The sequence below is a fragment of the Streptomyces sp. NPDC104814 genome (genome assembly GCF_055583185.1).
Window position 1 is genome coordinate 384,798 of sequence record NZ_JBVJOL010000006.1, and the last position, 22,998, is coordinate 407,795.

The following is a 22,998-nucleotide window of genomic DNA, read 5'->3' on the forward strand; positions in this document are numbered from 1 at the left end:
GGGGCGGATGATCGCCGGGCGTTACGAACTGGCCGCTCTCCTCGGCCAGGGCGGCATGGGCCAGGTGTGGACGGCCTACGACCGCAGGCTCGACCGGCGTGTGGCGGTGAAGCTGCTGCGCCCCGACAAGGTGGCCGGGCAGGAGGCCGACGAGCTGCGCCGCCGGTTCCTGCGCGAGTGCCGGGTGACCGCGCAGGTCGACCACCCGGGCCTGGTGACCGTGCACGACGCGGGCAGCGAGGGCGAGGAGCTGTTCCTCGTCATGCAGTACGTGGACGGCGCCGACCTCTCCGACCACCTCGCCGAGCACGACCCGTACCCGTGGCCGTGGGCGGTCGCCGTGGCCGCGCAGCTGTGCGCCGTGCTGAGCGCCGTGCACGCGGTGCCGATCGTCCACCGCGACCTCAAGCCGCGCAATGTGATGGTCAAGCAGGACGGCACGGTCACCGTGCTCGACCTGGGCGTGGCCTCCGTGATGGACAGCGACACCACGCGCCTGACCCACACCGGCTCCCCCATCGGCTCGCCCGCCTACATGGCCCCGGAGCAGGCGATGGGCGGCGCGGTCGGCCCGTACACCGACCTGTACGCGCTCGGTGTGCTGCTGCACGAACTGCTCAGCGGGAACGTCCCGTTCGCCGGTTCGACCGCGCTCGGCGTGCTGCACCGCCACCTGTACGAGCCTCCGGTTCCGGTGCGCCGCTTCCGCCCCGAGGTCCCGGAGGCGCTGGAGGCGCTGGTGCTGCGGCTGCTCGCCAAGGACCCGCTCCACCGGCCCGCCTCCGCGCAGGAGGTGTACGAGCAGCTGGTGCCGCTGCTGCCCGGGCGCGGCGTCCCGAGCGGAGCGCCGCTGGACCCCACGCGCCCCTTCCTGCGCCCGCACGCCCCCTGGCCGGACCGTGCCCGCATCCCCGCGCCCCAGCCGGCCCCCGCCGCCGATCCGCCCGCCGCCGGGAAACCCGATGTGGCAGCGGCCGTCGACGAGGTCAAGCGCCTGCTCGGGCAGGGCCGCATCACGCAGGCCGTCGACATCCTCGGCGCGATCCTGCCCGTGGCCGCCGGGGAGCACGGCGAGCATTCGCCGGTCGTGCGGACCCTGCGCAAGCAGTACGCCGCCACGCTCATGGACGACGGCCAGTACCGGCGCGCCCTGCCCGAACTGCGCCGCCTGGCCGACGAACGCGCCGCCGAGGCCGGCGCGTCCGACCCGCAGTCCCTGCGCTTCCGCTACGACGCCGCCCAGTGCCTGGAGCAGCTCGGCGAACCGGCGGCCGCGCTCGCCGAGTACCGGGCGCTGCTGCCGTACTACGAGAACCAGTACGTCTCCGGCGACCCCGCGCTCGCCCATGAGCTGCGCCGCCGCATCGGCCATCTGCTGCTCGCCCTCGGCGACCGGCCGGCCGCACACGAGGCGCTGCTGCGCCTGCTGCACGACGTGGAGCGGCTGCACGGCCCCGGGCATCCGCTGGCCGCGGACGTGCGCCGCACTCTGCAATGGCTGGGGCAGGTGCGGGGCTAGCGGCGGCACGGGCTAACGTACGAGCCGCTCGTGGGTGTCGCGGACACCGAGCGGTCACGTACATCGAAGGGGTGGGATCAGCCGTGTCCAGCCATCGTCAGTCCAAGAAGCGCAGATACATCTCGTGGACGGTGGCGGGCGCCGCCGTCGTCGCCGGGGGCGGCATAGCCGCCCAGCAGTCCATGGCGGCCACCGCCTGGCCCGCGCAGAAGACCTACACCGGCCGGGCGTTCGACACCTGCACCGCGCCCTCGCTCAGCGCGATGAAGGCCTGGCGCGCCGACGGCTACTACGGCGGCGCCGCCGTCTACATCGGCGGCAAGAACCGCGGCTGCAACCAGCCCAACCTCACCGCGTCCTGGGTGAAGTCGGTCAGCTCCCAGGGCTGGAAGCTCATCCCGCTCTACGTCGGCGCCCAGCCGCCCTGCCAGACCAGCCGCAACCCCGAGAGGCTGACCGCCGCCACGGCCGCCTCCCTGGGTGCGAGCGACGCGGGCGACGCCGTGGCCAAGGCCGCCGCGCTCGGCATGAAGGCGGGCAGCGCGATCTACCTCGACATGGAGCCGTACGACATCACGAACAAGTCGTGCAACGACGCCGTGCTGACGTACGTGCGCGCGTTCACGAAGGGGCTGCGGGCCAAGACCTACCGGGCCGGTTTCTACGGCTTCAGCAGCTCCAGCGCCAAGGCGATCGCCACGGCCGCCAACAAGACGGACCTGCCGGGCAACCTCTGGTACGCGCTGTGGGACAAGAAGGAGACCACCACCGCTGACTGGCCGTGGGGCGCGACGCAGTTCACCGACCACAGTCGCGGTCACCAGTACCTGGTGAACAGCAAGGAGACCCGGGGCGGCTACACGCTCACCGTGGACCGTGACGCGTGGGACGCGCCGGTGGCCATCGTCGGCTGACCGTCTTCGCCCCGGGAGTGCGCGCGGCGGTGCCGGAAGTGACGCTGAATCGTTGGTCGAATGGGTTGGCCTCAGCAGCCCCACTGCCTACCATCGATCACCGCAAGACTTTGTGCACCGTCGCACAATCTCCTCGGGAGGTTCCCTTGCACCGCCGCCGTCGCACCGCGCTCCTGCTGTCCGCCGCGATCGCCGCGGCGGCCCCCCTGCTCACCGCCTGCGGAAGCGACGCGCATCCGGGCGCGGCGGCCGTCGTCGGCGGCCAGAAGATCACGGTCTCCCAGCTCCAGGACCGGGTGAACGAGGTCCGCGCGGCGCAGCGCGCGGCGGCGGGCGACGAGGCGAACTACGCCCGTGTGGTGTCCGGGTCCGGCAACCTGACCCGGCAGACGCTGCACAGCATGGTCCTGGACCAGGTGCTGCACCGTGCCGCGCAGGACGCGGGCGTCGCCGTCACGCGCCATGACGTGCAGCAGCTGCGCACGGGCGTGGAGCAGCAGCTCGGCGGGGCGAAGGCGCTGGAGACGACCTGGCTGCGCGAGTACGGCATCCCGCCGCAGCGCGTCGACGACAACCTGCGTCTGCAGGTCGAGGCCCAGAAGCTCGCCGCGAAGCTGGGCACCGACACCAACCAGCCGGCGTTCTGGAAGGCCCTGTCCACGGCGTCGCGCGAGCTGGGCGTCGACCTCAACCCGCGCTACGGCACCTGGGACGCCCAGAAGGTCGGCCGGGTGGACTCGAAGACCCCCTGGGTGCGTGACACGGCGGCGTCGCAGCAGCCGACGTAACGGCCCACCGGCGGGCAGATCATCACACTGCGGCCCCGCCCTGTGGACAACGAGCGGAGCCGTCTCCCGGCGCGCGGTACGTTCGAAGCGTGAACGCACCGCGCCTCGAAGACTCCGCCGCTCCCGGCCGTATCGTCCTGCTCACCACCAGCCACCGCGTGGCGCCCGGTCTGCTGTCCTGGCCCGCCTGGCAGGCGGTGCGGGAGGCCGACCGGGTGCTGTGCGCGGACGGCCACCACCCCCAGCTGCCGTACCTGCGCGAGGCGGGCGTCGTCGTCGAGGTGGCCGCCCCGGGCGCCGACGAGCTGCTCGAGGCCTGCGCCGGCGGCCGCACGGTCGTGGTGGTGGCGACCGGTGAGGGGGAGCCCGCGCTGACCGACGGGCTGGCCAGGCTCGCCGGCTCCGGCCGCGTCACGATGCCGGACCTGGAGCTGCTGCCCGCCTCCTACGACCTGCCCGGCGCCCGTCTGCTCGACCTCGTCCAGGTCATGGACCGCATCCGCGTCGCCTGCCCGTGGTCCTCACGCCAGACCCACGAGGGCCTGGCGAAGTACGCCATGGAGGAGGCGTACGAGCTGGTCGAGGCCATCGAGGACGGCGACCGCGACGAACTGCGCGAGGAGCTGGGCGACGTCCTGCTCCAGGTGGTCTTCCACGCCCGTATCGCCGAGGAGGACCCCGAGGCCCCCTTCTCCGTCGACGACGTGGCCGGCGGCATCGTCGCCAAGCTCATCCACCGCCACCCGCACGTCTTCGGGGACGCCGTCGCCACCACCCCCGAGGAGGTCAAGGAGCACTGGCTGCGCACCAAGGCGCAGGAGAAGCGGCGTACGTCCGTCACGGAGGGCATCCCGCTGCACCAGCCCGCGCTGTCCCTCGCGGCCAAGCTCGCCTCGCGCGCCCGCACCGCCGGCCTGGACGCGGCGCTGCCGCAGGGCGACGGCATCGGTTACCAGCTGCTGGCGCTCGCCGCGCGCGCCGAGGCGGACGGCGTCGACCCGGAGACGTCGCTGCGCGCGGCGGCCCGCGCCTACCGCGACGCGATCCGCGAGGCGGAGGGCGTCAGCGGTGACGCCCTCCCCGCGGCGGCGGCCGGCCACCGCGACGCGGAGGCCCACCCGGATCCGGATACGGTCGGAGAGTGACCGAGCAGCTCCGCCCCGACGACGCCCCCGAACTCTTCACCTGGGAGTTCGCCGCCGACCCCTACCCCGCGTACGCCTGGCTGCGCGAGCACGCGCCGGTGCACCGCACCCGGCTGCCCAGCGGGGTGGAGGCCTGGCTGGTCACCCGGTACGCCGACGCCCGGCAGGCCCTCGCCGACCAGCGCCTGAGCAAGAACCCGGCGCACCACGACGAGCCGGCGCACGCCAAGGGCAAGACCGGCATCCCCGGGGAGCGCAAGGCGGAGCTGATGACGCATCTGCTGAACATCGACCCGCCGGACCACACCCGGCTGCGCCGCCTGGTCAGCAAGGCGTTCACGCCCCGCCGGGTCGCCGAGTTCGCGCCGCGTGTGCAGGAGCTGACCGACCACCTCATCGACGGATTCGCCGAGCGGGGCTCCGCCGACCTCATCCACGAGTTCGCCTTCCCGCTGCCCATCTACGCCATCTGCGACCTGCTCGGCGTACCCCGCGAGGACCAGGACGACTTCCGGGACTGGGCCGGGATGATGATCCGGCACGGCGGAGGGCCCAGGGGCGGGGTCGCCCGGTCGGTGAAGAAGATGCGCGGGTACCTCGCCGAGCTGATCCACAGGAAGCGGCAGGCGCTGCCCGCCGAGCCCGTTCCCGGCGAGGACCTCATCTCCGGACTGATCCGCGCCTCCGACCACGGTGAGCACCTCACCGAGAACGAGGCCGCGGCGATGGCGTTCATCCTGCTGTTCGCCGGCTTCGAGACCACCGTCAACCTCATCGGCAACGGCACCTACGCCCTGCTCACGCACCCCGAGCAGCGGCACCTGCTGCAGGACTCCCTGGCCCGGGGCGAACGGGCGCTGCTGGAGACGGGCGTGGAGGAACTGCTGCGCTACGACGGCCCGGTGGAGCTGGCGACCTGGCGGTTCGCCACCGAGCCGCTGAGCGTGGGCGGGCAGGACATCGCTCCCGGCGATCCCGTCCTCGTCGTCCTGGCGGCCGCCGACCGCGATCCGGAGCGTTTCCCCGAGCCGGATCTGCTGGACCTCGCCCGCCGTGACAACCAGCACCTCGGCTACGGCCACGGCATCCACTACTGCCTGGGCGCCCCGCTGGCCCGTCTGGAGGGCCAGGCCGCCCTCGCCACCCTGCTCACCCGGCTGCCCGACCTCCGACTGGGGGCCGAACCGGCCGATCTGCGCTGGCGCGGGGGCCTCATCATGCGGGGGCTGCGCCAGTTGCCCGTGACGTTCACGCCCGCTCCCGCACAGAAAACTGACACATCTTCAACTATGTGATCTTCACGTGATCTGCGCGGCATGAACTTGTGACTGGCGATCGTCTGCCGATACGTTCACTCGTCAGCGCGACGCCGGTGCCTCAAGGCGCCGCGCCGGTCAGTGCTGTCTCGCGAAAGGTCACCGCATGCTCTCCGGGAACGGTCGACACCGTCGCCCCCGTCAGGCTCCGGCCCTCCTCGTCACGGCCGGAGTGACCGGCTCCGCCATCGCCCTCCCGCTGCTCGGCGCCGCGAGCGCCCACGCGGCCGACGGCGCGACGTGGGACAAGGTGGCCGAGTGCGAGAGCGGGGGCCGCTGGAGCGACAACCCCGGGATCGGGCTCTACGGCGGCCTGCACCTGTCACAGGAGGACTGGGAGGGGCACGGCGGCCTGGAGTACGCGGCCCGGCCCGACCTCGCCAGCCGTTCGCAGCAGATAGCGGTCGCCGAGAAGGTCCTCGCCGACCAGGGCGTCGGCCACTGGACGGTGTGCGGGCTGACCTCGGGCCTGTCCGCCGACACGTCCGCACCGGACGTCGACACGGGCGTGGCGGGCGACACCGCGGGCAGCGGCTCGGCGTCCACCGGCGCCGGCTCCGGTACGGGCTCCTCCGGCTCGACCGGTTCCACCGGTGCGCCCGGCACCTCCGGTTCGGCCGGTACCTCCGGATCCACCGGATCCACCGGTACCTCCGGAACATCCGGAACCTCCGGTTCGGTGGACTCGCCCGGCTTGCCCGACTCCTCCGGTACGCCCTCCGGCGCGCCGGCCGGAACGCCCCCCGCGGGCACTCCTGCGCGACCCTCTGACGGTCCGTCGTCCGCCACGCCCTCCACGGGCGGCGCGGCTGCGTCCGGTACGCCCGGAACATCCGGTCCCGGCACCGCGCAGCCGTCCGGCAGCGCCTCCGCGGATGACGCAAACAGCGACGATCCGGACAACCTGCGCCGGATCGTCGGGGATTCGGAGCTCGTCGACACCGGCGCGCTCGACGGCGGCGGCCGCCACCGCGGCGCCGGCGCCGAGGAGAGCGCGGCCGCGGCGAGCGCCGCGTCCGCCCCGGGCCGGCACGCCTCGCGCTACACGGTGCTCGGCGGGGACAGCCTGACGTCCATCGCCGACTCCCTTCACGTCGAGGGCGGGTGGCGCGCGCTGTACGCGGAGAACCGGGACGCCATCGGCGCCGACCCGGGCCACATCGTGCCCGGTCAGACACTGCTTGTCGGTGGCGAAACGGGCGAAAAGTAGCGGGAGTTGACGCCCCGTTTTGGGACTGATGTCCGCTTTGGTGAAAGTGTGGGATGAGTCTCAGAAGCCGTGATCGTCTTTGAAATTCGCCCGATCGCCTGTCTACGGTCATGACCGCTCGCCACCGCGAGCCCCGGCCGGCCGCAACGCCGAATCCTGCCAGCGGCCGCACGGGAACAGTCGTCGCTCTACGCGCCGCAGGCAGGAGCGGGGGACCCAAGGTAAGTGCCGCGCCGGGCAGTTGAGCCGGAGCGGCTAGGGGTGAAGCCACGCCTCCCAGGGGAGGGGTGGCCGGGCAACTCAACCGGCCCGAACCCGACAGCTCACCTCGCAGGCGTCGGTGAGGGGATCCACCATGCTGTTTTCCGGCAAGGGCAAGCACCGTCGTCCGTCCAAGACCACCCGCGTCATCGCGCTCGCCGGTGTCACCGGTGCGGCCGTCGCCGCCCCGCTGATGGCGGCCGGCAACGCCTCCGCCGCCACCACCTCCGAGTGGGACGCGGTCGCCCAGTGCGAGTCCGGTGGCAACTGGTCCATCAACACCGGCAACGGTTACTACGGTGGCCTGCAGTTCTCCGCCTCCACCTGGGCCGCGTACGGCGGCACCGCCTACGCCCCGCAGGCCAACCAGGCCAGCAAGTCCCAGCAGATCGCCGTCGCCGAGAAGGTCCTCGCCTCCCAGGGCAAGGGCGCCTGGCCGGTCTGCGGCACGGGCCTGTCGAACACCCCGAACAACGGCGGCGGCTCGTCGAGCTCCTCCAGCTCTTCCAGCTCTTCCAGCTCCTCGCAGGGCACCACCACGACGCGCTCCACCGAGCAGCAGAGCGCCTCCCGCTCCAGCGAGCGCCCGGCGCAGACGCCGAAGAAGCAGAGCACCAAGACCGTCACCACCCCGACCGGCAAGAAGGTCAAGAAGGGTGACGGCGAGTACAAGGTCGTCACCGGCGACACCCTCAGCTCCATCGCCGGGAAGCACCACGTCGCCGGCGGCTGGAAGAAGCTGTTCGACCTGAACAAGGACATCGTCGACGACGCCGACCTGATCTTCCCGGGCCAGCAGCTGCACCTGAAGTAAGCAGCCGGCCGGCCGGCCAAGGGCCGCTCCCCGTCCCCACGGGCTCCCCGCCCCGGTGCGTCTCCCCCCGTACGCACCGGGGCGGGGTTTTTCTGTGCCGGTTTCCGTGCCGGTGGTTCGCCAGGTGTTCAGCCGGAACGCCACCCCCCTTTGTTCCGACGGTGAACAATGGGTACGGTCTGTCTGTCCACGGGCCGGGCGGTCGGCTGGCCGATGGCCCCGGGGCGGTTAGGCTCTAGTCGCAAGGCTCACCAGCCCCGCACTTTCAGCGTCACATCCACGAAGGAGATGCTCGTGCCGTCCATCGACGTCGTCGTAGCCCGGGAAATCCTGGACTCCCGAGGCAACCCCACGGTCGAGGTCGAGGTCGGCCTCGACGACGGCAGCACCGGGCGTGCCGCCGTCCCGTCCGGCGCCTCGACGGGCGCCTTCGAGGCCATCGAGCTGCGTGACGGCGACTCCAGCCGTTACCAGGGCAAGGGTGTCGAGAAGGCCGTGCTGGCCGTCATCGAGCAGATCGGCCCGGAGCTGGTCGGCTACGACGCCACCGAGCAGCGCCTGATCGACCAGGCCATGTTCGACCTGGACGCCACCGACAACAAGGGCTCCCTCGGCGCCAACGCCATCCTCGGCGTCTCGCTCGCCGTCGCCCACGCCGCCTCCGAGGCCAGCGACCTGCCGCTGTTCCGCTACCTGGGCGGCCCGAACGCGCACCTGCTGCCGGTGCCGATGATGAACATCCTGAACGGCGGCTCGCACGCCGACTCCAACGTGGACATCCAGGAGTTCATGATCGCGCCGATCGGCGCGGAGTCCTTCTCCGAGGCGCTGCGCTGGGGCGCCGAGGTCTATCACACCCTGAAGAAGGTCCTGAAGTCCAAGGGCCTGGCCACCGGCCTCGGCGACGAGGGCGGCTTCGCCCCGAACCTCGGCTCCAACCGCGAGGCCCTCGACCTCATCCTCGAGGCGATCAAGGAGGCCGGCTACACCCCCGGCGAGCAGATCGCGCTCGCCCTCGACGTGGCCGCGTCCGAGTTCTACAAGGACGGCTCCTACGTCTTCGAGGGCAAGAACCGCTCGGCCGCCGAGATGACCGAGTACTACGCCGAGCTGGTCGACGCCTACCCGCTGGTCTCCATCGAGGACCCGCTGTTCGAGGACGACTGGGCCGGCTGGAAGACCATCACCGACAAGCTCGGCGACAAGGTCCAGCTCGTCGGTGACGACCTGTTCGTCACCAACCCCGAGCGCCTGGCCCGCGGTATCGAGGAGGGCGCCGCCAACGCCCTGCTGGTGAAGGTCAACCAGATCGGCTCGCTGACCGAGACGCTGGACGCCGTCGAGCTGGCCCAGCGCAACGGCTTCAAGTGCATGATGTCCCACCGCTCCGGCGAGACCGAGGACGTCACCATCGCCGACCTCGCCGTCGCCACCAACTGCGGCCAGATCAAGACCGGCGCCCCGGCCCGCTCCGAGCGCGTCGCCAAGTACAACCAGCTGCTGCGCATCGAGGAGATCCTCGACGACGCCGCGGTGTACGCCGGCCGCAGCGCGTTCCCCCGCTTCCGCGGCACGGTCTCCAAGGGCTGAGCCGAGCGCCGAGCCAAGCGCTGAGCCAAGGGCCGGGTCCACGGGCCCGGCCACCGGTCGAGCCCGTGTCCTGGCCCAAGGCTGGGCCAACCTGGCGTAAGGCTTAGCCAGTCGTACGTACGTCCCCGTACTCGGTCCCGTACCGTGTCCGGGGACGTACGCGCGTGTGAACGGGAGGATGCCCATGGCGGTGAAGGACCGGGACCGTTTCTCCACCGCGACCAGGATCCGGCTGCTCGGCGAGCAGACCGCGGCCCGCGTCTACCGTTCCCAGACCAAACGGCAGGCCCGCCGCTCCCGGCTCACCGGCCGCGCGGCGCTGCTCGCGCTGGTGGTGTGCACGCTGATCGTGGCGCTCGCCTATCCCATGCGCCAGTACGTCTCGCAGCGCGCCGAGATCGCCGACCTGCAGCGCCAGAAGCAGCAGGCCGCGCAGCGCGTGGAGCAGCTGCGCGACCTCAAGGCGCGCTGGCAGGACGACTCCTTCGCCGAGCAGCAGATCCGCAAGCGGCTGCACTATGTGCTGCCCGGCGAGACCGGTTACGTCGTGGTCGACCCGGACGCGGCCACGCAGGCCCACACCGACGCCGGCTCGGCGCACCGCCCCTGGTACTCCAACGTCTGGGACGGGGTCGACAAGGCCGACGCCTCCGACCAGTAATTCGACAAGAGAGAACTTCGTAGTGGAAACGCCCCCGCCGTCCACCCCGCGCACCGAACCCACCGACGCGGACGTCGAGGCCTTCGGGCAGCAGCTCGGCCGGCCGCCGCGCGGGCTGCGCGCGATCGCCCACCGGTGCCCCTGCGGGCAGCCCGACGTCGTGGAGACCGCCCCGCGCCTGCCGGACGGCACGCCCTTCCCGACGCTGTACTACCTGACCTGCCCCCGGGCCTCCTCCGCGATCGGCACGCTGGAGGCCGAGGGCGTGATGAAGGAGATGTCCGAGCGGCTGCAGTCCGACCCGGAGCTGGCCGCCGCCTACCGTGCCGCGCACGAGGACTACATCCGGCGCCGCGACGAGATCGAGGAGCTGACCGGCTTCCCGAGCGCCGGCGGCATGCCGGACCGGGTGAAGTGCCTGCACGTGCTCGTCGCCCACTCCCTGGCCGCCGGACCGGGCGTCAACCCGCTCGGCGACGAGGCCATCGCGATGCTGCCCGAGTGGTGGCGCAAGGGTCCGTGCGTGACGCCGGCCCAGGACGGCGCCGGGACCGAGGAGGACGCCCAGTGACCCGTGTGGCCGCCATCGACTGCGGTACGAACTCCATCCGCCTGCTGGTCGCCGACTGCGACCCGAAGAGCGGCGAACTGGTCGACCTGGACCGCCGTATGACGATCGTGCGGCTCGGGCAGGGCGTCGACCGCACCGGGCGCCTCGCCCCCGAGGCGCTGGAGCGCACCTTCGCCGCGTGCCGTGAGTACGCGGAGATCATCAAGGAGCACGGCGCCGAGCGGCTGCGCTTCGTGGCCACCTCGGCCTCCCGCGACGCGGAGAACCGCGACGAGTTCGTGCGCGGTGTGATGGACATCCTCGGCGTGGAGCCGGAGGTCATCACCGGTGACCAGGAGGCGGAGTTCTCCTTCACCGGCGCGACGAGGGAGCTGGCCGGGCACGAGCACCTGGACCGGCCGTTCCTGGTGGTGGACATCGGCGGCGGCTCCACGGAGTTCGTCGTCGGCGAGGAACACGTGCGCGCGGCCCGCTCGGTGGACGTCGGCTGTGTGCGGATGACGGAACGGCACCTGGTGGCCGGCGGGGCCGTCACGGACCCGCCCGCGCAGGAGCAGATCGCGGCCATGCGGGCCGACATCGAGGCCGCCCTCGACCTCGCCGAGAGCAGCGTTCCGCTGCGCGAGGCGCGCACGCTGGTCGGGCTCGCCGGATCGGTGACGACCGTGTCGGCGATCGCCCAGGAGCTGCCCGAGTACGACTCGGCGCGCATCCACCACTCGCGGATCTCCCGGGACAAGGTCCGCGAGATCACCGAGTGGCTGCTGCGCTCCACGCACGCCGAGCGCGCGGCGGTGCCGTCGATGCACCCCGGCCGGGTGGACGTGATCGCGGCGGGCTCCCTGGTGCTGCTGTCGATCATGGAGCGGATCGGCGCCGAGGAGGTCGTCGTGAGCGAGCACGACATCCTGGACGGCATCGCCTGGTCCGTGGTGTGACCACGGTACATGGTGTGACCACAGCAAGTTATGTGACCACGCCACACTGACGTGCACAAAGGGCACTTACGAAAAGTATGTGCCCTTTGTTGCCATTGGGTCGTTTCGCCCTTTTTGTGATGGTGCACCCGCCAAGGGAGTCGCTCCGAAAGAAGGGTGAGACGAACATGATCACCAGAGAGCAGATCCCCTCCGTCCTGGATCATCCGGTCCTCGGTGAGGACGGGAAGAAGATCGGCGAAGCCAAGCACGTCTTCCTCGACGACACGACCGGTGCGCCGGAGTGGGTGTCGGTCAAGACCGGCCTCTTCGGCAGCAGCGAGTCCTTCGTGCCCATCCGTGACGCCGCGGTGGTGGACGGGCACACGGAGGTCCCGTACTCCAAGAGCAAGGTCAAGGACGCCCCGCACGTCGACGTCGACGGCGGCGGCCATCTCTCGGAGGACGAGGAGCACCGGCTCTACGACCACTACGGCCTCGACTGGGACGAGTCCTGGTCCCGCGCCAACCGGCCCGGCGAGGGCGGCTGGGCCCACCAGGGCGGCACCGCGGGCGCGGCGGGAACGGCCGGCGCGGCGGGTGCCGCGGGCACGGCTTCCGCGGCGGGCACGACGGGTGCGGCGCAGGGCCGTGCGGCCGCCGGTGCGCGCCGGGGCCCGGACGACGACGCGATGACGCGCTCCGAGGAGCAGATGCACGTGGGCGTGGAGCGCCGTGAGGTGGGCCGCGCCCGGCTGCGCAAGTACGTCGTCACCGAGGAGGAGGAACGCGTCGTACCGCTGCGGCACGAGGAGGTGCGCGTCGAACGTGAGCCGATCACCGACGCGAACCGCGACGCCGCGCTGTCCGGCCCGGACATCGGCGAGGCCGAGCACGAGGTCGTCCTGCACGAGGAGCGGCCGGTCGTGGAGACCGAGGCCGTGCCGGTGGAGCGGGTGCGCCTGACCGCCGAGGAGCACACCGAGCAGGAGACCGTGCGCGGACAGGTGCGCAAGGAGCGCATCGAGGGCAGCGCCGAGGAGACCGGCGGGCGCCCCGACCGTATGGGCCGCGACGACCGCGACGGCATGGGCCCGGGCCACCGGTAGGGATCCGGCCCCGGGGACCGCCCGGGGTGCCGGCGGGCAACCGCCGCCGGCACCCCGGGCGCCATGGCGCGGCAACCGCACCCGGCAGTCGAACCGGCGCCTCCGGAAACGCCCGCCGCGGGACGCGATCGGCCCTGGTCAGCGTCCTCCCCTGAGCACCCGTGACCACGCCTGAGCGGGCCACGGGAACCGTCGGATGACAGGTCGTCGGGAAAGTTCGTGAAGTTCTTCACAAGGAATTCCGTCCCGCAGGCCCCCCGAACACCTTCGGATCACCCCTTCGGGGGCCGAACTCGCCTTTGAACATGTTCAGAAGGGGTGGGTGAGGCACCTTCGGATCACGTGCCCCGCCGGCCCCCGCGGCTCGCTCACCGTGCCGTCCGGCACCCAGAGGGGCAGCTCACGCGGCCTTGACAACGGGTTGTACCGGACAACGGTTCCCGTCGACCGCCATGACCTGCGTCACGCGGGCCGCGGAGTGTAGCACAGGCACCGTCGGACCTTGTGAAGGGGCGCACGAGCCACCCCCCCCAACCGGGTGGATACTCGATGCCATGAGCACCACGGAGCGTCCCAGGATCCTCGTAGTAGGCGGTGGGTACGTAGGCCTGTACGCAGCTCGGCGCATTCTCAAGAAGATGCGCTACGGAGAGGCGACCGTCACGGTCGTCGACCCCCGGTCGTACATGACCTACCAGCCCTTCCTCCCCGAAACCGCCGCCGGCAGCATCTCCCCGCGCCACGTCGTCGTCCCGCTGCGACGTGTGCTTCCCAAGGCGGAGGTCCTCACCGGCCGGGTCACCACCATCGACCAGGACCGCAAGGTCGCCACGATCGCCCCGCTGGTCGGCGAGGCATACGAGCTGCCCTTCGACTACCTGGTCATCGCGCTCGGCGCGGTCTCCCGCACCTTCCCGATCCCCGGCCTCGCCGAGCAGGGCATCGGCATGAAGGGCATCGAGGAGGCCATCGGCCTGCGCAACCACGTGCTGGAGCAGCTCGACAAGGCCGACTCCACGACGGACGAGGAGATCCGCCGCAAGGCGCTCACCTTCGTCTTCGTCGGTGGTGGCTTCGCCGGCGCCGAGACCATCGGCGAGGTCGAGGACATGGCCCGGGACGCGGCCAAGTACTACACCAACGTGTCCCGCGAGGACATGCGCTTCATCCTCGTCGACGCCGCCGACAAGATCCTGCCCGAGGTCGGCCCGAAGCTCGGCCAGTACGGCAAGGAGCACCTCGAGTCCCGCGGTGTCGAGGTCTACCTGTCCACCTCCATGGACTCCTGCGTCGACGGCCACGTGGTGCTGAAGAACGGCCTCGAGGTCGACGCCAACACGATCGTGTGGACCGCCGGCGTCAAGCCCAACCCGGTGCTGGCCCGCTACGGCCTGCCGCTGGGCCCGCGCGGTCACGTCGACTGCGCCCCCACGCTCCAGGTGCAGGGCACCGACTACATCTGGGCCGCCGGCGACAACGCCCAGGTCCCGGACCTGGTCGGCCGCAAGGCCGGCAACGAGAACGCCTGGTGCCCGCCGAACGCCCAGCACGCGCTGCGCCAGGCCCGGGTGCTCGGCGACAACGTCCTCTCCGGCCTGCGGGGCTTCCCGCAGAAGGAGTACAGCCACGCCAACAAGGGCGCGGTCGCGGGCCTCGGCCTGCACAAGGGCGTCGCGATGATCGTCATGGGCAAGATGAAGATCAAGCTCAAGGGCCGTCTCGCCTGGTACATGCACCGCGGCTACCACGGTCTGGCGATGCCGACCTGGAACCGCAAGATCCGGGTCTTCGCCGACTGGACGCTCGGCATGTTCCTCAAGCGCGAGGTCGTCTCCCTCGGCGCGCTGGAGTCCCCGCGCGAGGAGTTCTACGAGGCCGCCAAGCCGGCCCCGGCTCCCGCCAAGGCCGCCGTGAAGACCGAGGAGAAGGCCAAGGCCTCCTGACCCTGACGGTCACGGCCTCCTGACCCTCCCGGTCACCCGCGCAACAGCCCGAAGGGGCCGCCCGCCATCCGTGGTGCGGGCGGCCCCTTCGGCGTTTCCGTCCCTTAGGAGGGTTTACCCAGCCGTGACGCGCGTGGGGGACTGCGGCGGCGCCGCGCAGGTGTTTACGTGGTGCACGACATTCCGGGATCGCTAGTCACGGAGGTGTTGCACATGGCCGACGCCGCGCTGCGGCTCACGCGCCTGCTCGAGCAGTTGCTGGGAGTGCCGCTCCCGGTCCGTATCCGCGCCTGGGACGGCTCACAGGCCGGTCCCCCCGGCGCCCCGACGCTGGTCGTGCGCAACCGTCGCGCGCTGCGCCGGCTGCTGTTCAAACCGGGCGAACTGGGCCTGGCCCGCGCCTGGGTGGCCGGCGACCTGGAGATCGAGGGCGACCTGTACGCCGCGCTCGACCTGCTCGCCGAGCTGATCTGGGACCGCGGCGAGGACGCGCGGACCCTCGGCGAGGCCCTGCGCGACCCGTCCGTGCGCCAGGCCGTACGCGGTCTGGTGAAGCTCGCGGGGCCGCCGCTGCCGCCCGCGCCGCCCCCCGAGGAGGTCCGCCGGCGCCGCGGCCATCTGCACACCCGCCGCACCGACAAGAAGGCCATCAGCCACCACTACGACGTCGGCAACGACTTCTACGAGCTGGTCCTCGGCCCGTCCATGGTGTACTCCTGCGCCTACTGGCCCGCCCCCGACGCGACGTTGGAGACCGCCCAGCGCGACAAGCTCGAACTGGTCAGCAGAAAGCTCGCCCTGAAGCCGGGTCAGCGGCTGCTCGACGTCGGCTGCGGCTGGGGCTCCATGGCGCTGCACGCCGCCCGTGAGCACGGGGTGAGCGTCGTCGGCATCACCCTCTCCCAGGAGCAGGCCGCCTACGCCCGCAAACGGGCCGCCGACGAGGGCCTGACCGACCGCGTCGAGATCCGGGTGCAGGACTACCGGGACGTGCAGGACGGCCCCTACGACGCGATCTCCTCCATCGGCATGGCCGAACACGTCGGCGCCGAGCGCTATCTGGAGTACGCCCAGAGCCTGCACGCCCTGCTCAGGCCCGGCGGCCGGCTGCTCAACCACCAGATCGGCCGGCGGCCGCAGCGCGACGAGGGCGCGTACGACGTGGACGCCTTCATCGACGCCTACGTCTTCCCCGACGGCGAACTGCAGCCCATCGGCACCACGGTCACCCAGCTGGAACGGGCCGGGTTCGAGGTGCGCGACGTGGAGTCGATCCGCGAGCACTACGCGCTCACCCTGCGCGGCTGGGTCGCCAACCTGGAGGCCCAGTGGGACCGCGCGGTCCGGCTGACCAGCCCGGGCCGGGCCCGCGTGTGGCGGCTGTACATGGCCGCCTCCGCCCTGTCCTTCGAACACAACCGCATCGGCGTCAACCAGGTCCTCGCCGTGAAGACCCCCGACTCCGGAACCTCCGGGATGCCGCTGCGCGCCCGCACCTGGAACTGACACGCACCAGGGCCCCGCTCCCGGAAGGAAGCGGGGCCCGTCCGTGCCGTACCCGCTACTCGGCCTTGATGGCCTGGAGCATGTTCAGGCGCGCCGCGCGGCGGGCCGGCCACAGGGCGGCCAGGACACCCACCAGGGCGGCCCCCGCCAGGAACAGCGCCATCCGCGCCCACGGCAGCACCAGTTCGTACGTCGGCATCTTGGTGCCGAGCAGCTCACCGGCCGCCCAGCCGAAGAACACGCCGAGGCCGATCCCGAGCACGCCGCCGAACAGGGAGATCACCAGGGACTCCAGGCGGACCATCCGCTTGACGCCCGAGCGGTCCAGGCCGATCGCCCGCAGCATGCCGATCTCCTGCGAACGCTCGAAGACGCTCATCGCCAGGGTGTTGATGACGCCGAGCACCGCGACGATCACCGCCATGCCGAGCAGGCCGTAGAGCATGTTCAGCATCAGCGTGAAGATCTGCGCGATCTCGTCGGAGACGTCCTGCTTGTCCTGGACCCTGATCGCCGGGTTGTCGCCCAGTGCCTTCACGAGGCGGTCCTTGGCCGCGGCCGACGCGCCGTCGGCGGTCTTCACCATGACCTGCATGTCACCGGCCCCGGCCGGCTGGTGCGGCGTCAGAGCGGCGGTGTCGAGCATGATCCCGCGGATCATGTCGTTCCCCTCGTACACCCCGGCGACCGTCAGCCGCTGCGCCTTGCCGTCCTCGTAGTGCACGGTGAAGCCGGAACCGGCGCGCCAGCCGTGGTCCTTCGCGGTGTCCCGGTCGACGACGACCTTATCGCCGCCCACGGTGAAGGAGCCGTCCTCGGTCTTCAGATCGGTGAGCTTGCCGATCGCTGCGCCATGGACGCCGGTCAGGTACTCGGTCCGCCCGTCGATGCGCGAGGGCGCGTTGCGCAGCGGGCTGACGTCCCTGACGCCCTCGGTCGTGCGCAGCGTCTTCTCGACGTCCGGGGACAGCTCGTTGCCGTTCGCCATGGAGACGACGTAGTCGGCGCGGATCGCCGCCGAGGCCATCTTGTCGATGGACGTCTGCAGGCTGCCGGCCATGACCGTCATGCCGGTGATCAGGGTGAGCCCGATCATCAGCGCGGACGCCGTGGCGGCGGTACGGCGCGGGTTGCGCACCGAGTTCTGCCGGGCGAGCCTGCCCGACACCCCGAAGGCGCGCAGCAGCGGCGCGGCGGCCGCGATCAGCGGGCGGGACAGCAGCGGGGTGAGCACGAACACGCCGATGATGAGCAGCACCGCGCCGAACCCCATCGGCGCCTGGGCGGCGTCGGCGGACATCGTGGTGGCCGCGAGCACCACGGCGACGCCGGCCGCGGCGAACAGGGCGCCGATGGTGTTGCGCAGCACCAGCGACTTGGTGGTCGCCTTGGCGTGCACGCTGCTCATCGCCGCCACCGGCGGGATCTTCGCGGCGCGCCGGGCGGGCAGCCAGGCGGCCAGCACGGTCACCACGACGCCGACGACGAGCGCGGCGACCACGGTGACGGGGGCGATCACCAGCGGGCCGTCCGGGACGGTCGCGTCGAAGGCGCCCATCAGCGACCTCAGTCCGGCGCCGATGCCGATGCCCGCGACCAGACCGGCCACACCGGCGACCGTGCCGACCACCAGCGCCTCGATCAGCACCGAGCGCGTGACCTGCCGGCGGGAGGCGCCGACGGCGCGCAGCAGCGCGAGTTCCTTGGTGCGCTGGGCGACCAGCATGGTGAAGGTGTTGGCGATGATGAAGGTGCCCACGAACAGGGCGATGCCGGCGAAGACCAGCAACGCCTGCTGCATCCCGCTCATCTGCGCGGAGATCGTCCGCGCCTGGTCGTCGGCGAGCTGCTTGCCGGTGGTGGTCTCCACGGCGTCCTTCGGCAGCGCCTTGTCCAGTGCCGCCCGCAGGGCGGTCTGCGAGGTGCCGGGGGCGGCCTTGACGTCGATCTCGTCGTAGGTGCCGGCCTTGCCGAACAGCCGCTGCGCGGTGGCCGTGTCGAACAGGGCGAGGCTGCCGCCGGCCGCGACGTTGCCGTCGTCGGTGGTGAAGATGCCGGTGATCACCGGGGTCAGGACCGGGCCGTCGACCGAGATGCGCACGGTGTCGCCGACCTCGTAGCCGGCCCGCTCGGCGGTCTTCTCGTCGATGAGGACCTGGTCCTTGCCGGTGGGGGCGCGGCCCTCGACGAGCGGGTAGCGCGGGTCCTCGGTGCCCCAGTAGTTGCCGCCCTCGGAGCGGAAGCCGCCGCCGATGAGCTTGCCGTGCTGGTCGGCGATGGCGGTGAAGCCCTGGACGACGCCGATCGCGGAGGCGGCGCCGGGCACCTTGGCGCTGGTGTCCAGCTGCGCCCGGGTCAGCTCGGGCCGCTTGCCGACGGTGTCGCCGGTGTCGGCCTTGGAGCGGGGCTCGACGGCGACGTCGACGTGGTCGAAGCCCTTGGCGGAGCTCTTCTCGTAGGCGCCGGAGACGGTGTCGGTGAAGACGAGGGTGCCGGAGACGAACGCCACGCCGAGCATCACGGCGAGGACGGTCATCAGCAGGCGGGCCTTGTGCGCGAGGACGTTGCGCAGCGCGGTGCGGAACATCAGCTGGTGCGGCCCTTCGCGTCGAACTGCTTCATGAAATCCAGGACCGCGTCGGCGGTGGGGCGGATCATCTCGTCGACGACGCGGCCGTCGGCGAGGAAGACGACACGGTCGGCGTAGGCGGCGGCGACCGGGTCGTGGGTGACCATCACGACGGTCTGGCCCAGCTCCCGCACGGAGTTGCGCAGGAAGCCGAGGACCTCGGCGCCGGAGCGGGAGTCGAGGTTTCCGGTGGGCTCGTCGCCGAAGATGATGTCCGGCTTGGAGGCGAGCGCGCGGGCGACGGCGACGCGCTGCTGCTGGCCGCCGGAGAGCTGGGAGGGGCGGTGCCCGAGCCGGTCCGACAGGCCGACCATCCCGATCACCGAGTCCAGCCACTGCCGGTCGGGTTTGCGGCCGGCGATGTCCATCGGGAGGGTGATGTTCTCCAGCGCGGTCAGCGTCGGCAGCAGGTTGAACGCCTGGAAGATGAAGCCGATCTTGTCGCGGCGCAGCTTGGTCAGCTGCTTGTCCTTCAGCGCGCCCAACTCGGTGTCGCCGATGCGCACGGAGCCGGAGGAGAAGGTGTCCAGACCCGCGACGCAGTGCATCAGGGTGGACTTGCCGGAGCCGGAGGGGCCCATGATGGCGGTGAACCGGGCCTGGTGGAAGTCGACCGAGACCCGGTCGAGGGCGACCACCTGGGTCTCGCCCTGGCCGTAGATCTTCGACAGGTCCGTGGCGCGTGCGGCCACGGCGGAACTGGTCCGGCCGGCGACGGATGTGGTGGTCACGGGACAGCTCTCCTCACGGAAACGACATGTTCGAGGGACGTGTTCCATCCTTCCGGCGGCTCGACGCCGGGGAGTCACCCGCTGTTCCGGTTCCGTGGGCCGTCTGCGGGCGGACCCGGGGCGGCCGTGTCATACCTGGGGATGACGCCCGTCCCTGAGATCGCCGGGCCGGACGGCGGTGGTCAGAACCGGTGGCGCACCCTCGTTCGTACGGTGAAATTCCGTCATTTCGCGTACGTGGCAAAGGGCCGCACGCAAGGCTGTTGGCAAGTGCGGACGGCGCGTTCCGTTGGCTGATGCTCCCTCAGGCGCCAATAAAATAAGACAACATCGGGTCACCCGCCCGCTGTGCGGGGGACGTCTGCCGATAGGGTCGGAGTCTCGATGCGGAGCCCATGGCCTGCCCGGATGGTGGAATGCAGACACGGCGAGCTTAAACCTCGCTGCCCCTTCGCGGGCGTGCCGGTTCAAGTCCGGCTCCGGGCACCTCCGACCCTCGGCCGCACTCTTCCCCGATGCGTCCCGCGTACCCGTTGACAGCGGGTGACGGCGGGCGCAGACTCACGTCCCTAAGTCAGTGAAGAAAATTTCACCAGGCGAACGGGCCGTGCGAGGGGCCGTGTCGCCCACGCGAAGGGAACGCCCGATGCGCACCACCGTCGGCATCATCGGCGCCGGTCCGGCCGGCCTCCTCCTGGCCCGGCTGCTCCACACCGCCGGCATCGACTCGGTCGTCCTGGAGAGCCGCGACCGCGCCTACGTCGAACAGCGCCAGCGCGCCGGGATCCTGGAGCAGGGCACCGTGGACGTCCTGCGCGCGGCCGGCGCCGCCGAGCGCATGGACCGCGAGGGGCTGCGTCACGACGGCATCGAGCTGCGCTTCGGCAACAAGCGCCACCGCGTCGACTTCCCGGCGCTGACCGGGGGCAGGTCGGTGATGGTCTACGCCCAGACCGAGGTGTGCAAGGACCTCGTCGCGCTCCAGCTCAAGGAGGGCGGTCCGCTGCTGTTCGAGGCCGAGGCCCTCGCCGTGGAGGACGCCGACACCGACCGGCCGCGCGTGCGCTACCGCCACGAGGGGCGCGAGGAGGTTCTCGAGTGCGACTACGTCGTCGGCTGCGACGGCTTCTGGGGCGTGGCCCGCAAGGCGATCCCCGCCGCGCTGTCCCGCGTCTTCGAGCGGACGTACCCCTTCGCCTGGCTCGGCGTCCTCGCCGACGTCGCCCCCTCGCACGACGAGCTGGTCTACGCCCGCCACGACCGCGGCTTCGCCCTGCTCTCCATGCGCTCCCGGTCCCTCAGCCGCCTCTACCTCCAGGTGAGCGCGGACACCGACGCGGAGAGCTGGAGCGAGGCGGAGATCTGGGACGAACTGGAGCGCCGCTTCGAGACCGCCGACGGCTGGCGTCTCGAGCGTGGCCCGATCACCCAGAAATCCGTCACGCCCATGCGCTCCTTCGTCCACGAGCCCATGCGCCACGGCCGCCTCTTCCTCGCCGGGGACGCCGCGCACATCGTGCCGCCCACCGGCGCCAAGGGCCTGAACCTCGCCGTCGGCGACGTCGTCACCTTCGCCCGCGCCCTGATCCACCGGCGCGACACCGGCTCCGGGGACCTGCTCGACTCCTACACCGAGACCTGCCTGCGCCGCGTGTGGCAGGCCGAGCGCTTCTCCTACGACATGACGACCCTGCTGCACCGCGCCCCCGACGCCACCGGCTTCGACGACCGGCTCCAGCTGGCCCGTCTGGAGCGCATCACCGCCCATCGCGCCGCCGAGACCGACCTCGCCGAGGCGTACACCGGCTTCCCGCTCGACTGAGGCCCAGGCGCGAGGCGGGCGTGAGGCCGGGCGCGAGGATCTCCGGCCGATTCCGGACGTGTACCGGCTTCGTCATGAACCGGGCCCGGCGGTGGCGGGAATCACCCCTGCGCGTAGCGTGTTGCGCAGCACAGGGCGGGAAAGATCCTTCCCAGGTATTAGGGTCGATCCTTTGCCTTTCCATTACTCTTGAGCCAAGGCCACGCTCGGTGGCCATGGAGGAGTGAGATGAGGAGCAGCAACCCGGTCTTCTCGCGACGGGGGTTCAGCCGCGACAACGGCTACGCGGGCTTCAGCACCGCACCGCAGGCCGGGTACGCACAGGGCAACCCCTACGCCCAGGGCGGTCAGTACGCCCAGGGTGGCAACCCCTACGCGCAGAACCCCTACGCGACCAACCCGTACGCCCCGCAGGACGCTCAGTACGGCGCCCCGCAGGCCCCGGCCACCACCGGCCGGATGACGATGGACGACGTCGTCCTGCGCTCGGCCACCACGCTCGGCGTGGTCGCCCTCTGCGCGGCCCTCGCCTGGGCCGTCCTGCCGGTCTCGCCCGGTTCCTACGGCCTCGCGGCCGGCTCCGGGCTGGTCGCCTTCGTCCTGGCGATAGTGCAGAGCTTCAAGCGCACCCCGTCGCCCGCGCTGATCCTGGGCTACGCCGCGTTCGAGGGCGTCTTCCTCGGCGTGATCAGCGAGATGTACAACAGCGCGTGGAGCGGCGCCCCGTTCCAGGCGGTGCTCGGCACCATGGCGGTCTCCGGCGCCACCCTGCTCGTCTACAAGGCGGGCTGGATCCGGGTCACGGCGCGCTACGCCCGTATCGGCATGGCCATCGCCATCGCGTTCGTGGTGGTCATGGCGGTCAACCTGCTGCTGGTGGCGTTCGGCGTCGCCGAGGACGGCGGTCTGCGCAGCATGGGCCCGCTGGGCGCGGTCGTGGGCATCATCGCGATCCTGATCGGCGCGTTCTTCCTGACCCTCGACTTCAAGCAGATCGAGGACGGCATCGCCTACGGCGCCCCGCGCAACGAGGCATGGCTGGCCGCGTTCGGTCTCACCATGACCCTGGTGTGGATCTACGTGGAGATGCTGCGGCTGGTGGCGATCTTCAGCAGCAACGACTGACGCGGGCCGGCGGATCGCCGGCCGATGTCGCCGAAGGGCCCCGGGACGGCAGTCCCGGGGCCCTTCGCCGTGTGCCGGCGGGTGCGCGAGGTGCTCGCCCGCGGGGGCGGAGCGGTCAGCGCAGCTTCCGCGCGGCCCTCCTCAGCTCGTACTCATGGATGATCGCCTTGGCGTGGCCGTACGCGAGATTGTGCTCGTGCCGCAGCCAGCTGACCTTCTCCTCGAAACGGAGGGCGGGGCCTTCCTCGACGGTGCGCAGCCAGTCGGCGATCTCACGACCGGTGCAGTGGGGGATGCGGGCGAGAATGTTGCGGTGGGTCTCCTCGGAGAGGACATGGGACATCGGCGCCTCCGGACGCAGGGGATGTAAGCCGGTCCTTCAGGTCACCGTGCCTGAGTGTTCGCTCGTTGGCAACAGTCCCGAGCG

The 22,998-nt window shown here is 71.5% G+C and carries 19 protein-coding genes, 1 tRNA gene and 1 riboswitch; of the genes, 17 read left to right on the forward strand and 3 right to left on the reverse strand.

The genetic code is table 11. The features are described 5' to 3' along the window. Positions 1–7: 7 nt before the first annotated feature. The 14 genes from ACZ64A_RS22390 to ACZ64A_RS22455 all read left to right on the forward strand — a co-directional run bounded on the left by ACZ64A_RS22390 (position 8) and on the right by ACZ64A_RS22455 (position 16,264). Complete coding sequence (locus ACZ64A_RS22390; protein WP_469812601.1) at positions 8–1,519, forward strand: protein kinase domain-containing protein; 1,512 nt, start codon at positions 8–10, stop codon at positions 1,517–1,519. Between the two features lie 83 nt (positions 1,520–1,602). Then, positions 1,603–2,433 carry a glycoside hydrolase domain-containing protein gene (locus tag ACZ64A_RS22395; protein ID WP_469812472.1) on the forward strand — a complete coding sequence of 277 codons (831 nt, stop codon included), beginning with the start codon at positions 1,603–1,605 and terminating at the stop codon, positions 2,431–2,433. 146 nt (positions 2,434–2,579) lie between these two features. Further along, entirely contained in the window at positions 2,580–3,221 is a 642-nt protein-coding gene (locus tag ACZ64A_RS22400) for a SurA N-terminal domain-containing protein (protein ID WP_469812474.1), read from the forward strand. 89 nt (positions 3,222–3,310) lie between these two features. Continuing rightward, on the forward strand, positions 3,311–4,366 hold the full coding sequence (locus tag ACZ64A_RS22405; protein ID WP_469812475.1) for a nucleoside triphosphate pyrophosphohydrolase: 1,056 nt from the start codon (positions 3,311–3,313) through the stop codon (positions 4,364–4,366). Next, positions 4,363–5,661 carry a cytochrome P450 family protein gene (locus tag ACZ64A_RS22410; protein WP_469812477.1) on the forward strand — a complete coding sequence of 433 codons (1,299 nt, stop codon included), beginning with the start codon at positions 4,363–4,365 and terminating at the stop codon, positions 5,659–5,661. Before ACZ64A_RS22405 ends, ACZ64A_RS22410 begins: the two co-directional genes overlap by 4 nt. A gap of 127 nt (positions 5,662–5,788) precedes the next feature. Beyond that, on the forward strand, positions 5,789–6,892 hold the full coding sequence (locus ACZ64A_RS22415) for a transglycosylase family protein (RefSeq protein ID WP_469812478.1): 1,104 nt from the start codon (positions 5,789–5,791) through the stop codon (positions 6,890–6,892). Between the two features lie 183 nt (positions 6,893–7,075). Next, a riboswitch (cyclic di-AMP (ydaO/yuaA leader) is annotated at positions 7,076–7,244 on the forward strand. A gap of 3 nt (positions 7,245–7,247) precedes the next feature. Then, a complete protein-coding gene (locus ACZ64A_RS22420; protein WP_469812479.1) occupies positions 7,248–7,967 on the forward strand; it encodes a transglycosylase family protein in 720 nt (239 codons plus the stop codon). Between the two features lie 294 nt (positions 7,968–8,261). After that, positions 8,262–9,557 carry a phosphopyruvate hydratase gene (gene eno / locus ACZ64A_RS22425; RefSeq protein ID WP_469812480.1) on the forward strand — a complete coding sequence of 432 codons (1,296 nt, stop codon included), beginning with the start codon at positions 8,262–8,264 and terminating at the stop codon, positions 9,555–9,557. 184 nt (positions 9,558–9,741) lie between these two features. Further along, complete coding sequence (locus tag ACZ64A_RS22430) at positions 9,742–10,218, forward strand: FtsB family cell division protein (protein ID WP_469812481.1); 477 nt, start codon at positions 9,742–9,744, stop codon at positions 10,216–10,218. 22 nt (positions 10,219–10,240) lie between these two features. Continuing rightward, positions 10,241–10,789 carry a DUF501 domain-containing protein gene (locus ACZ64A_RS22435; RefSeq protein WP_469812482.1) on the forward strand — a complete coding sequence of 183 codons (549 nt, stop codon included), beginning with the start codon at positions 10,241–10,243 and terminating at the stop codon, positions 10,787–10,789. Then, a complete protein-coding gene (locus ACZ64A_RS22440) occupies positions 10,786–11,727 on the forward strand; it encodes a Ppx/GppA phosphatase family protein (RefSeq protein ID WP_469812483.1) in 942 nt (313 codons plus the stop codon). Before ACZ64A_RS22435 ends, ACZ64A_RS22440 begins: the two co-directional genes overlap by 4 nt. Before the next feature lie 167 nt (positions 11,728–11,894). After that, positions 11,895–12,815, forward strand: coding sequence for a DUF2382 domain-containing protein (locus tag ACZ64A_RS22445; RefSeq protein ID WP_469812484.1), 921 nt, complete (start codon positions 11,895–11,897; stop codon positions 12,813–12,815). Between the two features lie 554 nt (positions 12,816–13,369). Continuing rightward, positions 13,370–14,758 (forward strand): NAD(P)/FAD-dependent oxidoreductase, encoded by a 1,389-nt coding sequence (locus ACZ64A_RS22450; protein ID WP_361628530.1) that lies wholly within the window; start codon positions 13,370–13,372, stop codon positions 14,756–14,758. Between the two features lie 213 nt (positions 14,759–14,971). Then, positions 14,972–16,264 carry a class I SAM-dependent methyltransferase gene (locus ACZ64A_RS22455; protein ID WP_469812485.1) on the forward strand — a complete coding sequence of 431 codons (1,293 nt, stop codon included), beginning with the start codon at positions 14,972–14,974 and terminating at the stop codon, positions 16,262–16,264. Between the two features lie 55 nt (positions 16,265–16,319). Here the strand turns inward: ACZ64A_RS22455 and ACZ64A_RS22460 are convergent, their stop codons facing one another. Continuing rightward, the gene (locus ACZ64A_RS22460; protein ID WP_469812486.1) at positions 16,320–18,851 is read right to left on the reverse strand and encodes an ABC transporter permease; all 2,532 of its coding nucleotides are present in this window, start codon (positions 18,849–18,851) and stop codon (positions 16,320–16,322) included. Beyond that, complete coding sequence (locus ACZ64A_RS22465) at positions 18,851–19,624, reverse strand: ABC transporter ATP-binding protein (protein ID WP_469812487.1); 774 nt, start codon at positions 19,622–19,624, stop codon at positions 18,851–18,853. The genes ACZ64A_RS22460 and ACZ64A_RS22465 overlap by 1 nt, the downstream gene beginning before the upstream one ends. A gap of 402 nt (positions 19,625–20,026) precedes the next feature. On the opposite strand from ACZ64A_RS22465, the gene ACZ64A_RS22470 reads away from it, so the two are divergent. The 3 genes from ACZ64A_RS22470 (at position 20,027) to ACZ64A_RS22480 (ending at position 22,571) form a co-directional block, all read left to right on the forward strand. Beyond that, positions 20,027–20,110, forward strand: a tRNA-Leu gene (locus ACZ64A_RS22470). Positions 20,111–20,270: 160 nt separating this feature from the next. Continuing rightward, a complete protein-coding gene (locus tag ACZ64A_RS22475; protein WP_469812488.1) occupies positions 20,271–21,446 on the forward strand; it encodes a 4-hydroxybenzoate 3-monooxygenase in 1,176 nt (391 codons plus the stop codon). A 228-nt stretch (positions 21,447–21,674) separates the two neighbouring features. Further along, a complete protein-coding gene (locus ACZ64A_RS22480; RefSeq protein ID WP_469812489.1) occupies positions 21,675–22,571 on the forward strand; it encodes a Bax inhibitor-1/YccA family protein in 897 nt (298 codons plus the stop codon). A gap of 115 nt (positions 22,572–22,686) precedes the next feature. Here ACZ64A_RS22480 and ACZ64A_RS22485 read toward each other — a convergent pair whose 3' ends face one another. Continuing rightward, positions 22,687–22,914: a DUF4287 domain-containing protein gene (locus ACZ64A_RS22485; protein WP_361628545.1), complete on the reverse strand. Its 228-nt coding sequence runs from the start codon at positions 22,912–22,914 to the stop codon at positions 22,687–22,689. Positions 22,915–22,998 lie beyond the last annotated feature (84 nt).